This is a genomic window from Pseudomonas sp. LAIL14HWK12:I7 (assembly GCF_000483465.1).
Lineage (GTDB): Bacteria > Pseudomonadota > Gammaproteobacteria > Pseudomonadales > Pseudomonadaceae > Aquipseudomonas > Aquipseudomonas kermanshahensis.
Window position 1 is genome coordinate 361,598 of record NZ_KI519606.1, and the last position, 14,123, is coordinate 375,720.

General features: G+C 64.9%; 14 protein-coding genes. 13 read left to right on the forward strand and 1 reads right to left on the reverse strand.

Annotated features, from left to right (window positions below; genetic code table 11):
- The first annotated feature begins 330 nt into the window (after window positions 1–330).
- From D886_RS0124350 to D886_RS0124400, 11 genes are all read left to right on the forward strand, one after another.
- Window positions 331–1,380: a phosphotransferase family protein gene (locus tag D886_RS0124350; protein WP_033694343.1), complete on the forward strand. Its 1,050-nt coding sequence runs from the start codon at window positions 331–333 to the stop codon at window positions 1,378–1,380.
- Window positions 1,377–1,742, forward strand: a complete 366-nt coding sequence (locus D886_RS0124355) for a DUF6285 domain-containing protein (protein WP_027596385.1) — start codon at window positions 1,377–1,379, stop codon at window positions 1,740–1,742. The genes D886_RS0124350 and D886_RS0124355 overlap by 4 nt, the downstream gene beginning before the upstream one ends.
- Window positions 1,735–2,445: a histidine phosphatase family protein gene (locus D886_RS0124360; protein WP_027596386.1), complete on the forward strand. Its 711-nt coding sequence runs from the start codon at window positions 1,735–1,737 to the stop codon at window positions 2,443–2,445. The genes D886_RS0124355 and D886_RS0124360 overlap by 8 nt, the downstream gene beginning before the upstream one ends.
- A 27-nt stretch (window positions 2,446–2,472) precedes the next feature.
- The gene (locus D886_RS0124365) at window positions 2,473–3,651 is read left to right on the forward strand and encodes an acyl-CoA dehydrogenase family protein (protein ID WP_027596387.1); all 1,179 of its coding nucleotides are present in this window, start codon (window positions 2,473–2,475) and stop codon (window positions 3,649–3,651) included.
- A gap of 200 nt (window positions 3,652–3,851) precedes the next feature.
- Window positions 3,852–4,832, forward strand: coding sequence for a quinone oxidoreductase (locus tag D886_RS0124370; RefSeq protein WP_027596388.1), 981 nt, complete (start codon window positions 3,852–3,854; stop codon window positions 4,830–4,832).
- 10 nt (window positions 4,833–4,842) lie between these two features.
- A complete protein-coding gene (locus D886_RS0124375; RefSeq protein ID WP_027596389.1) occupies window positions 4,843–5,691 on the forward strand; it encodes a TauD/TfdA family dioxygenase in 849 nt (282 codons plus the stop codon).
- 29 nt (window positions 5,692–5,720) lie between these two features.
- The gene (locus tag D886_RS0124380) at window positions 5,721–6,773 is read left to right on the forward strand and encodes a 3-keto-5-aminohexanoate cleavage protein (RefSeq protein ID WP_027596390.1); all 1,053 of its coding nucleotides are present in this window, start codon (window positions 5,721–5,723) and stop codon (window positions 6,771–6,773) included.
- Between the two features lie 221 nt (window positions 6,774–6,994).
- A complete protein-coding gene (locus tag D886_RS0124385) occupies window positions 6,995–8,329 on the forward strand; it encodes an MFS transporter (protein WP_027596391.1) in 1,335 nt (444 codons plus the stop codon).
- On the forward strand, window positions 8,326–8,988 hold the full coding sequence (locus tag D886_RS0124390; RefSeq protein WP_027596392.1) for a DsbA family oxidoreductase: 663 nt from the start codon (window positions 8,326–8,328) through the stop codon (window positions 8,986–8,988). The genes D886_RS0124385 and D886_RS0124390 overlap by 4 nt, the downstream gene beginning before the upstream one ends.
- Window positions 8,985–9,311 (forward strand): Rieske 2Fe-2S domain-containing protein, encoded by a 327-nt coding sequence (locus tag D886_RS0124395; RefSeq protein WP_027596393.1) that lies wholly within the window; start codon window positions 8,985–8,987, stop codon window positions 9,309–9,311. Before D886_RS0124390 ends, D886_RS0124395 begins: the two co-directional genes overlap by 4 nt.
- Entirely contained in the window at window positions 9,308–10,318 is a 1,011-nt protein-coding gene (locus D886_RS0124400) for a YeiH family protein (protein WP_027596394.1), read from the forward strand. The genes D886_RS0124395 and D886_RS0124400 overlap by 4 nt, the downstream gene beginning before the upstream one ends.
- Before the next feature lie 10 nt (window positions 10,319–10,328).
- Here D886_RS0124400 and D886_RS0124405 read toward each other — a convergent pair whose 3' ends face one another.
- On the reverse strand, window positions 10,329–11,384 hold the full coding sequence (locus tag D886_RS0124405) for an AraC family transcriptional regulator (RefSeq protein WP_027596395.1): 1,056 nt from the start codon (window positions 11,382–11,384) through the stop codon (window positions 10,329–10,331).
- 258 nt (window positions 11,385–11,642) lie between these two features.
- Here D886_RS0124405 and D886_RS0124415 point away from each other — a divergent pair, with 258 nt between their 5' ends.
- Window positions 11,643–12,209 (forward strand): alpha/beta hydrolase, encoded by a 567-nt coding sequence (locus D886_RS0124415; protein ID WP_027596396.1) that lies wholly within the window; start codon window positions 11,643–11,645, stop codon window positions 12,207–12,209.
- Window positions 12,210–12,240: 31 nt separating this feature from the next.
- Window positions 12,241–14,106, forward strand: coding sequence for a DUF1302 domain-containing protein (locus D886_RS0124420; RefSeq protein ID WP_027596397.1), 1,866 nt, complete (start codon window positions 12,241–12,243; stop codon window positions 14,104–14,106).
- The last annotated feature ends 17 nt before the right edge of the window (window positions 14,107–14,123 follow it).

The window sequence follows — 14,123 nt, forward strand, 5'->3', positions numbered from 1 at the left end:
CTACATTTTTCTCGGGCCAATTATTCCTAAGGCGGTCGCGCGCAAATCTCACAGGCCTCACTGGCCCGAAACAGATGTGGGAGCAGCCTTGTGCTGCGAAGCGCCGCGCGGGCGGCGCTCGATCTCCCAGGCGCTGCAAATGTTGTGGCGAACACATCAGCCCTGAAAAACCCGTTCAAATTTGAACCGCCCCCGGTCAAATCCGCCATGAAATCAAGCCAAAAAATCGAAATAAACCATTGATTAATAACAAATAATAAAACCAATAAACGACCTGGCAATCATCTTGCAATCGGCTAGTCCACGAATGACCAGCCAATTGGACCCACCATGCCCATCACCCATCCCGCGCTCCCCCCCAGCGCTCGCATCGACATCCCAGACGCCCGTTCAAAGCTCTCTACCTACCTACAAAACCAACTCGCCAGCCACCCCGTGACCCTCACCCGCAGCGAGCGATTGTCAGGCGGTGCCATCCAGGAAAACTGGCTGCTCGAGGCCGAAGTCGCAGGCCAACCACAGCGTTGGGTACTGCGCACCGACGCTGCTTCCGCAGTAGCCGCCAGCATGACCCGCGAGCAGGAGTTCGCGGTGCTCGACGTGGTCCACCAAGCCGGTGTCAACGTACCCAAGCCCCTTTGGCTGTGCCAGGACCCGCAGGTCATCGGCCGCGACTTTTTCATCATGCAGGCGCTGGCCGGCACTGCCAGTGGCCACCGCCTGACGTCCGCACAAGACGCGCCCCAGGGCAACCCGGCACTGTGCCGGCAGTTGGGCGCCAACCTGGCGCGCCTGCATCAGGTACGCCCGCCGCAGCAGGCGCTGGCGTTTCTGCCCGCCGCTGCACCCGACACGGTGCAAGCCAGCGTCGACCAGTACCGCCAGTTTCTGGATGCCTTGCCAGGCAGCCACCCGGTGCTGGAGTGGGGCTTGCGCTGGTGTGAGCTGAACAAGCCTGCGCCCTTGCCCACGTGCCTGCTGCACCGCGACTACCGCACTGGCAACTACATGGTCGAGGCCGGTGCACTGACCGGCGTACTGGATTGGGAGTTCGCTGGCTGGGGTGACCCGCGTGAAGACCTGGGCTGGTTCACCGCGCGCTGCTGGCGCTTCGGCCGGCCGGACCTGGAGGCGGGCGGCATCGGCCATCTGCAGGACTTGCTCGCCGGATACCGCAGCGTGTCGGCGCTGGAACTGGACAGCCAGGCGCTGCGCTTCTGGCAGGTCATGGCCCACCTGCGCTGGGCGGTAATCGCCCTGCAGCAGGCCGAACGCCATGTGTCTGGCCAGCAACGCTCGCTGGAGCTGGCGCTGACCGGGCGGATGGTCAGCGAACTCGAACAGGAAATCCTCTTGCTCACCCGTGGAGGCCACGCATGAACCAGCCCGATGCCCGCGACCTGCTTGTGACGGCGCGCGACACCCTGCTCACCCATCTACTGCCGGCGTTGCCGAAAGGGTTGCACTATCAAGGCCGGATGGTCGCCAGCGCCATGTTGATCGCCAGCCGCGAACTGGCGCAGGCGGCGGACTGTGCCGAGGTCGAGCGCCAGGCCCTGGAGGCCTTGCTGGCGCAGCACGGCCAGGCAGCGACGGGGCTTGAACAGGCCCGTGCGTTGCTGGCGCGGCGCATTCGCCAAGGCGCCTACGATCAGGACCCAACACGTTTACTGGCGGCGCTGCGGGCGATCAACCGGGCGCAGTTGAGCATCAGCAACCCGAAGGTGCTGGCCCATGACTGACCAGCCCGCCCAGCGTCGCCGCTGCTACCTGGTTCGGCATGGCCATGTCGATTACTTCGACGCCGATGGCCGGCCCCTCGACCCGCGCCATGTGCCGCTGTCCGCGCAAGGCGTGGCCCAGGCCCAGGCGTTGGGCCAGGTGCTGGCGCACACCCGGTTCGACCGGGCGGTGTGTTCGGACTACCCGCGCACCCGCCAGACCCTCGACCAACTGCTGGGTCCGCGCACCTTGGCGGTGGAGCAGCGCGCCGCCTTGCGCGAGGTGCGGGCCGGCCGCCTGCGGGAAATACCCCCAGGCTGCCTGCACCGCGAAGTGGCCCAGGCCTATCACCTGGCCGACCGCCCCGGCGCCGCCTTTTTGCGCGGCGAACCTTGGGTGGCGTTCCAGCAACGGGTGCTGGACAGCTTCCAGCAATTGCTGGCCGAGCCCGGCTGGACATCGTTGCTGCTGGTCAGCCACGACGCCGTCAACCGCATCCTCCTGGCCTGGGCCAGCGGCGCGGGGCTGGGCGGGCTGGCCGCCTTCGAACAAGACCCTGCTTGCCTGAACATCGTCGATATCGACATGGCCGGCACGCAAGCACAGCACGCGTTCATCCGCACCCTCAACTACACCCCGTACGACCCCGGCAAGGCCTCGATCGACAAAACCGTGATGGAGCACCTGCATGCCGCCATCGACCCGCGCCGCCTGCACGCCTGAGCCTTTCCCTCTACAAGGAACCCCACCATGCATTTCGCCCTTTCCGCCGAGCTGCTCGCCCTGCAAACCAAGACCCGGCAGTTCATTGCCGAAAGCGTCATACCCCTGGAGCACGACCGCCGCCAGACCGCCCACGGCCCCTCGCCCGAACTGCGCCAGGCGCTGCTCGATCGGGCCCGCGAGCACGGCCTGCTGACCCCGCATGCCGCGCGTGAAATGGGTGGCCTGGGCTTGCGCCATGTCGAGAAGGCGATCATTTTCGAAGAAGCGGGCTATTCGCCACTCGGCCCGGTGGCCCTGAACATCCACGCCCCGGACGAGGGCAATATCCACCTGTTGGAGCAGGTGGCCACGCCGGCGCAAAAAGACCGCTGGCTGCGGCCACTGGTGCAGGGCCATATCCGCTCGTGCTTCGCCATGACCGAGCCCAGCCCGGGCGCCGGCTCCGACCCCTCGATGCTGACCACCTTGGCCGTGCGTGACGGTGACGACTACGTTATCAATGGCCAGAAATGGTTCATCACCGGGGCCGAAGGCGCGCAGCTGGCGATCATCATGGCGCGCATGGAAGACGGCAGCGCGACGATGTTCCTGACCGACACCGACCGCCCGGGCTTCATCCTGGAGCGCATGATGGACTCGCTGGACAGCTGCTTTGCCGGCGGCCATGCGGTGTTGCGTTTCGAAAACTTGCGGGTGCCGGCCAGCGATGTGCTCGGCGAAGGGGGCAAAGGCTTCCGTTACGCCCAGGTGCGCCTGGCGCCAGCGCGCCTGACCCACTGCATGCGCTGGCTGGGCCAGGCCCGCCGCGCCCATGACGAGGCCTGTGCCTATGCCAACCGCCGGGTCTCGTTCGGCAAGCCGCTGGGCGAGCATCAGGGGGTGGGCTTCATGCTCGCCGACAACGAGATGGACCTGCATGCCACGCGCCTGGCGATCTGGCATTGCGCCTGGGTGTTGGACCAGGGCGAGCGGGGTAACGTCGAGTCGAGCATGGCCAAGGTGCTCAGCTCGGAGGCGATCTGGCGGGTGATCGACCGCAGTGTGCAGGTGCTGGGCGGGCAGGGCGTTACCGGCGAGTCGATCGTCGAGCGGATCTTTCGCGATGCCCGCAGCTTCCGCATCTATGACGGCCCCAACGAAGTGCACCGGATGAGCCTGGCGCAAAAGATCCTCGCCCGCGCGGCCACGGGGGCCGCCAAATGAAGCACGACAGCTATCAGAATCAGGTGGCCATCGCCGTCGACGGCGGCCTTTCGGCGTTCTGAGCCCCTGCGCCAGGCGCGCTGTCATCAACTGTAAAACGGTTGTCGTCCGATGATAAGCGGCGCTTGGCGCAACGGCCTAAATTGCCCCTCAAGACGCACTTTGTGTGCTCAACAACAATGACAAGAAGGGAGATTGGCATGGCCAAAGCGGTACGTTTCTACGAAACCGGAGGGCCTGAGGTCCTGCGTTACGAAGACGTCGACGTCGGCGAACCCGGCCCAGGGCAGGTGCGCCTGCGCCACGTGGCGGTTGGCCTGAACTACGCCGACACTTATTTTCGCAATGGCACCTACCCGATCCCGCTGGCCAACGGCATGGGCGTGGAAGCGTCGGGTGTGGTGCAGGCAGTAGGTGAGGGCGTCAGCCATGTGGTGGTCGGCGACCGAGTGACCTACACCGGCTTCCTCAACACCCTCGGCGCCTACAGCACCGAGCGCCTGATTCCCGCCGCGCCGTTGATCAAACTGCCGGAAACCATTTCCTTCGAGACGGCGGCCGCCATGACCATGCGCGGCCTGACGGCCTCGTACCTGATGCGCCGCCTGTACGACTTCAAGCCCGGTGACAGCATCCTGCTGCACGCGGCAGCGGGTGGCGTCGGCCTGATCGTTTCGCAGTGGGCCAAGCTGCTCGGCCTGACCGTGATCGGCACCGTCTCCACCGACGCCAAGGCGGCTGTGGCCCGCGCCCATGGCTGCGACCACACCATCAACTACAGCCACGAAGACGTCGCCCAGCGCGTGCGCGAGCTGACCGATGGCGTAGGCGTCAACGTGGTGTTCGACAGTGTCGGGCGCAACACCTTCATGGGCTCGCTGGACTCGCTCAAGCGCCGTGGCCTGATGGTGTGCGTGGGCACCGCGTCCGGCAAGATCGAACCGTTCGACCCGCAGTTGTTGGCGATCAAAGGCTCGTTGTTCATGACCCGGCCGGCCCTGGCCGACTACATCGCCGACCCGGCAGAGAAGACCCGCCTGGCCACCGAGCTGTTCGACCATGTCAGCAGCGGCCGTATCCGCATCGAGATCAACCAGCACTACGCCTTGCAGGATGCGGTGCAGGCGCACCGTGACCTGGAGTCGCGCAAGACCACCGGCTCGTCGATCTTCGTCATCTGAGGGCACTGCCATGCAAGTCGAACAACTGACCTGCGCCATCGGTGCCGAACTGCTCGGCGTCAGGCTGGCCGATGCCATTCACGATGACGGCCTGTTCGCCGAGATTCGCACCCAGTTGCTCAAGCACCGGGTGCTGTTTTTGCGCGACCAGGCCATTAGCCGCGCCGAGCACGTGGCGTTCGCCCGTCGCTTCGGTGAACTGGAGGATCACCCCGTCGCTGGCAGCGACCCGGAGCACCCGGGCCTGGTGCAAATCTACAAACGCCCCGACCAACCGGCCGACCGCTACGAAAATGCCTGGCACACCGACGCCACCTGGCGCGAAACCCCGCCAATGGGCTGCGTGCTGCGCTGCGTGGAGTGCCCGCCGGTGGGCGGCGACACCATGTGGGCGAACATGGTGCTGGCCTACGACAACCTGCCGGCCGAGATCAAGGCCCGCATCGAGGGCTTGCGCGCCCGCCACAGCATCGAGGCCAGCTTCGGCGCCGCCATGCCGACCGACAAGCGCCTGGCGCTCAAGGCCCGCTACCCCGATGCCGAGCACCCGGTGGTGCGCACCCACCCGGAAACCGGCGAGAAGGTGCTGTTCGTCAATGCCTTCGCCACCCACTTCACCAACTACCACACCCCCGAGCGCGTGCGCTTTGGCCAGGACGCCAACCCCGGCGCCGCCGACTTGCTGCGCTACCTGGTGAGCCAGGTGTACATCCCCGAGTACCAGGTGCGCTGGCGCTGGACACCCAACAGCATCGCCATCTGGGACAACCGCAGCACCCAGCACTACGCCGTCATGGACTACCCGGCCTGCCACCGCAAGATGGAGCGGGCCGGGATCATGGGCGACAGCACTTTCTGAACAGACAAGAACAAGACTGAGGATCAGACATGCAATTCTTCGACGACTCGCTGCACCCGGAAAACATGGAAAAGGTAGTCATCACCGTGGCCCCCTATGGCCCCGAGTGGATGCCCGACGATTTCCCCCAGGACATTCCGGTGACCATGGACGAGCAGGTGCAAAAGGCAGTCGATTGCTACGAAGCCGGCGCCACTGTACTGCACCTGCATGTGCGTGAACTCGATGGCACCGGCTCCAAGCGCCTGTCCAAGTTCAACGAGCTGATCGCCGGGGTGCGTGAAGCGGTGCCGGACATGATCATCCAGGTCGGCGGCTCGATTTCGTTCGCACCCGAAGGCGAGGGTGAAGCGGCCAAGTGGCTGAGCGACGACACCCGCCACATGCTGGCCGAGCTGACCCCAAAGCCTGACCAGGTGACGGTGGCGATCAACACCACCCAGATGAACATCATGGAGCTGCTGTACCCGGAATACCTGGAAGGTACATCGCTGGCCAACCCTGGGATCCAGGCCGCCTATAGTGAAATGACCGTGCCCGCCGGGCCGGCCTGGGTCGAGGAGCACCTGCGTCGGCTGCAGGCTAGCAATATCCAGCCGCATTTCCAGCTGACCGGCATGCATGCCCTGGAAACCCTCGAGCGCCTGGTGCGCAAGGGCGTTTACAAAGGCCCGCTGAACCTGACCTGGATCGGCATTGGTGGCGGTTTCGATGGCCCGAACCCGTTCAACTTCTTCAATTTTGTGCACCGCGCGCCAGATGGCTGCACCCTGACCGCAGAGTCGCTGCTCAAGAACGTGCTGCCGTTCAACACCATGGCCCTGGCCATGGGCTTGCACCCGCGCTGTGGTATCGAAGACACCATCATCGACCAGCACGGCAAGCCGTTCACTTCGGTGCAGCAGATCCAGCAGACCGTGCGCGTGGCGCATGAGCTGGGGCGTGAAGTGGCCAATGGCAAGGAAGCCCGGGCGATCTACCGGATCGGCGAGCAGTACGCATCCGTCGAGGAAACCTTGCTGGCCAACGGCATGGCGCCGAACCGCCGGCCGGGCCAGAAGGGCGTGCCACAGCGCGCCTAAGGCACTGGCCTCACTCCCTGTAGGAGCAGCCTTGCGCTGCGAAGAGGCCCGTCATTACTGCGAAGATTTGCGGTTCTTTCACTGGCCTCTTCGCAGCGCAAGGCTGCTCCTACAAGGGGCGCGCGTCTGACGCGAGGCATGAGGCCAGTACCCGCAGCACAGATTTTGGCATTTGTTCATAACAACAAAAACAACCCAAGCCAGATACCCGAGGAGGCAGCATGGCCACCTATCACACCGGTGCGACGGACCCAGGCACGGATACATCACTGGGCATCCCCCGGCGCTATGCCTGGATCGTCTTTGCCCTGACCTTCGGCCTGTTGATCTCCGACTACATGTCGCGGCAGGTGCTCAACGCCGTGTTCCCCCTGTTGAAGCAGGAATGGCAGCTCAGCGACAGCCAGCTCGGCCTGCTCAGCGGCATCGTCGCCCTGATGGTCGGGCTGCTGACCTTTCCGCTGTCATTGCTCGCCGACCGCATCGGCCGCATCAAAAGCCTGACCTTCATGGCGGTGATGTGGAGCCTGGCCACGCTGGGCTGCGCAGTTGCCGAAAACTACCAGCAGATGTTCATCGCGCGCTTTCTAGTCGGTGTCGGCGAAGCTGCCTATGGCAGCGTCGGTATTGCCGTGGTGGTGGCGGTGTTCCCGCGTGAGATGCGTGCCACCTTGGCTGGGTCGTTCATGGCCGGTGGCATGTTCGGCTCGGTGCTGGGCATGGCCCTGGGCGGGGTGATGGCTCAGCACCTGGGTTGGCGCTGGGCGTTCGCTGGCATGGCGTTTTTCGGCCTGGCCCTGGCGCTGCTCTACCCGCTGATCGTGCGCGAGGCGCGCATTGCCCCGAAAAATCGGGCGAGCGCCAGCGACAAGGCCGCCTTGAAGGCATTGCGCCCACTACGCACGCTCTATTCAAGCCGCTCGGTGATCAGCGCCTATGTCGGCAGCGGCTTGCAGCTGTTCGTCGGCGGCACGGTGATCGTCTGGATCCCCAGCTACCTGAACCGCTACTACGCCATGAGCACCGACCGGGCCGGCGCCGTGGCAGCAATCATTGTGCTGTGCAGCGGCGTCGGCATCGTGCTGTGCGGCATGTTGTGCGACCGCATGGGGCGCGATCGCCCTGATCGCAAGATCAGCCTGGCCATCGCCTACTGCCTGGGCAGCTGTGTGCTGCTGTCAGTGGCCTTCGCCATGCCGGCGGGCCTGCCGCAACTGGTCCTGATCTGCCTGGGTATGATGATTGCCGCAGGCACCAATGGCCCGTCCAGTGCCATGGTCGCCAACCTGACCCACTACACGGTGCATGGCACGGCATTCGCCACCCTGACCCTGAGCAACAACCTGCTCGGCCTGGCCACTGGCCCGTTGATCACCGGCAAGGTGTCCGACCTGATCGGCCTGCAAGCCGCCTTTCAACTGGTGCCGTTGATCAGCATCGCCGCCGCCGCGGTGTTTTTCTACGCCAAGCGCCACTACCACCCTGACATGGCGCGCCTGGCCTGTGGCAATAACCCGCAAGCGCCTGTCGAGCCTGTACTGGAGGCCCGTACGTGAAGCATTCGCTGTCGATAGACGTGTATTTCGATCTCATATGCCCGTGGTGCCTGATCGGCAAGCGGCAACTGCAAACCGCGCTGGCTCAGTTGCGCGAAGCCCGGCCCGAGGTCGAGGTCACCCTGGCCTGGCACGGCGTGCAGCTGTTGCCCGACATGCCCGCAACCGGCCAGCCGTTCGCCGATTTCTACCGCCGCCGCCTGGGCAGCGACGAGGCGGTGCGGCAACGCCAAGGGCAAGTGCAGGAGGCTGCGCGTGCCGTGGGCGAGCTGATCGACTTCAGCCGCATCGCGCACATGCCCAATACTGCCGACGCCCATCGCCTGCTGCTGCATGCGGTCGAGCTGGGCAGCGAGCAACAGGTCGAGGCGCTACTGGAGCGGCTGTTTGCCGCGTATTTCCGCGAGGGCGAAGACTTGGGCGATCGCGACACCCTGTTGCGCATCGCCGAACAGTGCGGCTTTACACCTGCCGCGCTGGCCGGGAGCCTGAGCGCTGATGGCCGGCCATTCATCAGTGCCAGCGCCGACATCGCCAGCAGGGGCGTGCCGTGTTTCGTCTTCGACGACCACCTGCGCGTGTTCGGTGCCCAGCCGGCAGAACAACTGCTCGACGCCATGCACGTGGCGCTGTCGCGTTCGGCGGGGGTGCAGGCGTGAACGGGCGTATCGAGGTACCGGCCCAGCGCGTGCCCGGCGTAGGCGAGCGTATGCTGTTCGAACATGGGGGCAAAAGCCTGGCGCTGTTCAATGTTGACGGGCGTTTGCTGGCCATCGACGACAGCTGCCCGCACCAGGGTTCATCGTTGTGCGCCGGGCAACTGGACGGCGCCGTGATCCAGTGCCGCGCCCATGGCCTGCGCTTTGACCTTGCCAGCGGCTACCTACTCAACTCCAAGGCACTCAAAGTGGCCAGCTACCCGGTGGAGGTGGAGGGCGACCAGGTCTTTATCGTCCTCGCCGGCCAGGAGGAGGTGTCATGAGCACCCTTGCGCTTGCCCAGGTCAACCACCGCGCGCGGGAGTTGGCGCCGGGGCTTAGCGTCAGCCTGATTGCCGCTGGGGCGGCGAGCTTTCTGGCGGAGCATTATGGCGCGCCGGTCATGCTGTTCGCCCTGCTACTAGGCCTGGCACTGAATTTTCTGGCCAGCGATGGCAAATGCAAAGCCGGCATCGAATTCACCGCACGCACGGTATTGCGCTTGGGCGTGGCATTGCTGGGCATGCGTATCACCCTGGAGCAGATGGCAGGCCTGGGCTGGAAGGCCGTCGCACTGGTGGTGATCCTGGTGGTGGTGACCATCGGCGTGTCGATGGTGGCGGCCAAGGCCCTGGGGTTCCAGCGCCTGTTCGGCATGCTCACCGGTGGCGCCACGGCGATCTGCGGCGCCTCGGCGGCGTTGGCGCTGGCCGCTGCGCTGCCCAGCCACCCGCAAAAAGAGCGGGCGACGCTGTTCACCGTCATCGGTGTGTCGGCGTTGTCGACCCTGGCGATGATCCTCTACCCAATGATCGCCAACGCGCTCGGCCTGTCGCCACAGGCTGCCGGGGTCTTTCTTGGCGCGACGATCCATGACGTCGCCCAGGTAGTGGGGGCGGGCTACAGCATGTCGCCCGAAACCGGCGACACCGCCACGGTGGTCAAGCTGATGCGCGTCGCCATGCTGGTGCCGGTGATTGTTGTCGCGGCCATGATCTCGCGCCGCCAGGGTACCGACACCGCAGGCAAGCGCCCGCCATTGTTGCCCTGGTTCGCGGTGGGGTTTCTGGCGCTGGCCTGCATCAACAGCACCGGTTGGGTGCCGTTGGCCGTGCAGGGTGGGGTCAACGAGCTGTCGCGCTGGTGCCTGGTGGTGTCGATCAGTGCCCTGGGCATGAAGACCCAGCTCAAGGAGCTGGCCGCCGTGGGCATCAAGCCGATTTTGCTGATGGTCGGCGAGACGGTGTTCTTGGTGGCGCTGGTGCTGGTGCTGTTGCGCTTCGGCTTGTAACACCACGCGCTCAGCGCGTGGTGACTGGCCCCTGGGCCGCGCTGCGGGCGCGTTTGAGTGGCGTGGGCAGGTCATGCTGAACACGCCAGGTGGCCGGTGGCTGGCCGAACTGGCTGATGAACCAGCGGGTGAACGAACTGTGCATGGAATAGCCGAGCATGTCGGCGATACGCCCCAGCGAATAGCCGGGGCTTTCCAGGTAGCGCAGCACCAGGTCGCGGCGCACGCCGTTGACCAGCTCGCTGAAGGTGGCGCCTTCTTCTTCCAGCCGGCGCTGCAAGGTGCGCACGTTCATGCCTTGGGTCTGGGCGATGTGTTCGATGGTGGCGCGGCCCATGGGCATCAGCAAAAAGATCGACTTGCGCACCTCGTGCACCAGGGAGGGGTTGCCGTCATCCTGCAGCGTACACACGTAGCGCTGGGCGAGCCGCGCCATGGCTTCGTTGGCCTGCGGGTTGGCCGTGTCCAGGTCGGAGGCCGAGCAGACGATGCCGTTGAAGTCGCTGTTGAACTCAAGCTTGCAGCCAAAAATGCGCCGGTGGATGGCCACGTCGGCAGGGGCGGCATGGGTGAAGTTGACGCTGATCGGGTGCCAGTGGGCGCCCAGCAGCGCTGAGCAGAAGCGGTGCATCACACCGATGGCCAGCTCGATGGCCTGGCGGCTGTGTATCGGCTGCTCGGTGATGACCTCCTGGCGGATGATCACCGTCTTGCCGGTTTCTTCGATGTGGATCGCCAGCGCATTGTTGAGCACATGGCGGTACTGCACGATCACCTGCAGCGCATCGCGCAGCGAATGCTGGTGGCTGATCAGCAGGCTGACCTCACCAAAATCCGACAACTGGCGCAGTTCGGCCATGCGCAGGCCGAAGGCTTCGCAGCCGCTCAGCCGCGCCGATTCTTCAAGTACGCTGATGGCGGCAGCCACCGGGATGCGCTGATCAGGCGCTTCGAGCAAGGACGCACTGAGGCCAGCCTGGGCCAGCAGGCCATGGCCGTTGAGGCCCAGGTGGCGGGAAACTTCCAGGTAATTGGTGAGCGAAGCCGCTCGGGCGAGCACGGTCATATTGTTGTTTTCCACGTGTTCTTGATGGGCATCCCGCTGCGCTGGCGGGTAGTCACTTATAGCGCCTGTGTCATCAGATGCAAAGCCATTTTCCTGCCGTTGGTCGCCCGTGGCGAGGGGGCTGCGGGCGGCCGCGTCGGCCGTGTCATCAACTGAAAAATCCGTGACGCGCAATGTAAAGCGTGTGCCGGACCGACTCATTACTCTGGCCCTCAAGCAGTCGGCAATCGACCGAGTGAACAGAGCAAGGGCCCTGACATGGAAAAACTGCAAACCGCCGCCACCGTGCTGATCGTTCCCGGTCTGCGCGACCATGTACCTGAACACTGGCAGACCCTGTTGCAGGCGCGCCTGGCCAAGGTGCGTGCGGTGCCGCCACTGGAAACCGACAAGCTGAGTTGCACGGCACGGGTCGAAGCGATCGAGCGTGAGCTGGCGCAAATCGAGGGCCCGGTGATCCTGGTCGCGCACAGCGCCGGCGTGCTGATGGTGGCGCACTGGGCGGCGCGCTATCAGCGGCCGATCAAGGGCGCCTTGCTGGCCGCACCGCCAGACCTGCACAGCGATTGGCCACAAGGCTATCCCACCCCGGATTCCCTGCGCGCCCACGGTTGGGCGCCATTGCCAGGCGGCCCGCTGCCGTTCCCCAGCCTGGTAGCCGCCAGCAGCAACGACCACCTGGCCAGCCTGAGCGCAGTCGCCGGCCTGGCCACGCAGTGGGGCAGCGCGCTGGTCGAACTCGGTGCCGTTGGCCACCTCAACCCTGCCTCGGGCTACGGCCCGTGGCCCCAAGCCGAGGCCCTGATACAGCAACTCGATCGCTGAGCCGCGCCTAACCCCCACGCAGAGACATCGCATGAACAACAATAAAAACGTTCTCTTCTGCCTTCCCCGCCGTAACGTGATGGCTACGTTGCTGCTGGTCGCCGGTGCGCCGGCTGCCCAGGCATTCCAGCTGGACATCGCCAACCCTGACTGGAGCGTGCGCTTCGACAACACCGCCAAGCTCAGCTATGGCCAGCGGGTCGAAGGCGAAAACGCCAAGATCGCCCGCACCGCCAACCTCAATGACGGCGACAAGAATTTCAGCGTCGGTAGCGCGGTCACCCAGCGCCTCGACCTGCTCACCGAGCTGGATGTGGTCTATCAGAACACCATGGGCATGCGCGTCAGCGCGGCCAGCTGGTACGACCATGCCTATGACGACGTGGGGTCCAATTCCAACCCGTTCCCCGGCCAAGCGGGTAACGCTGGCAACCTGGTGCTGGCACGCCCGGCCGGTGGCTTGCCGGCGGGTACCGTGTTGGCCGGTGGCCCGGCACGCCACCATGGCCTGAGCCGTTACAGCGACCGTTACTACAACGGGCCGTCGGGCGAGTTTCTGGATGCCTTCGTGTTCTACAACACCGAAATCGGCGACGAGTCGATGCTGAGCGGCAAGCTGGGCTGGCACTCGGTGTACTGGGGCGAGACCCTGTTCAACGCCGCCAACGGCATCAACTATGGCCAGTCGGCCCTGGACCTGGCCAAGCTGTACAACGTGCCGGGTACCGAAACCAAAGAACTGTTCCTGCCGCGCAAGCAGTTGTCGCTGAGCTACACGGTCAACCCTGAACTGACCCTGGCGGCGCAGTACTTCCTCGAGTTCGAGAACTCGCGCCTGCCCGAAGGCGGTACCTACATGGGTGCCTATGACATGCTGGGCGATGGCGGTGAGATCTTCTGGTTGCCGGTGCCCAATGCCGTCGGCGGTGCCGGTGCCTTCTACGGCGCGCCGCGCGGGCATGACATTCGCCCCCACAACACGGGTGACTTCGGCTTGATGGCCAAGTGGAGCCCGGAATGGCTCGACGGCACCCTGGGCTTCTACTACCGCAACACCTCCGACCCGACCCCGGCCGTGCTGATCAACGCCCCCAACCTGCACACCGGCAGCCTGGCCGGCAGCAGCTACATGGCCGCTTACGCCGACGATATCGACATCTACGGCATCAGCCTGGCGAAGAGCGTCGGCCCGGTCAGCGTGGGGTTGGACGTCAACTACCGCGAGAACATGCCGCTGATCAGCAACTTCAGCACCATCAACGGGCCACTGTACGAGGCCTTGGCCGGCACCGCCGGCGGCACCAACCTGATCGGCGAGGTGCCAGGCCACGGTGAAACCGGGCTGGCCCGCGGTAAAACCTTCCATGTGGTGCTCAATGGCCTGGTGTCGTTTGGTGCCACGCCGCTGTGGAATGCATCGTCGTTGGCCGTGGAGGGCGCGATGACCCACCTGGTCAGCGTCGACAAGGGTGAGCAGACCTTCAAGGGCGACTCCACCTACCACGGCGTCGACAAGGTCACCACCAACGCCTACACCCTGGCGGTCAACTTCACCCCGACCTGGTTCCAGGCGCTGCCGGGGGTCGATGTGTCGATGCCGCTGTCCTACAACGTCGGCCTCAAGGGCAACTCGGCCATCCAGCTGGGCGGTAACGAGGACTCTGGCAGCTACTCGGTGGGGATCGCCGCCGATGTCTACCAAAAATACAAATTCGACCTGAAGTACGTCGACTCCTTCGGCAAGTTCGATACCTGCTCGAGCGGTACCGACAACAACACCCCAGGCACCAACGGGCGCTACCAGTGCATCCCCGGGCAGATCACGTCGCAGGCCGGCCTGGCGCCGCTGCTCAAGGACCGCGGCATGGTCACTGCCTCGTTCAAGACCACCTTCTGAAACTCCATTACAACAAC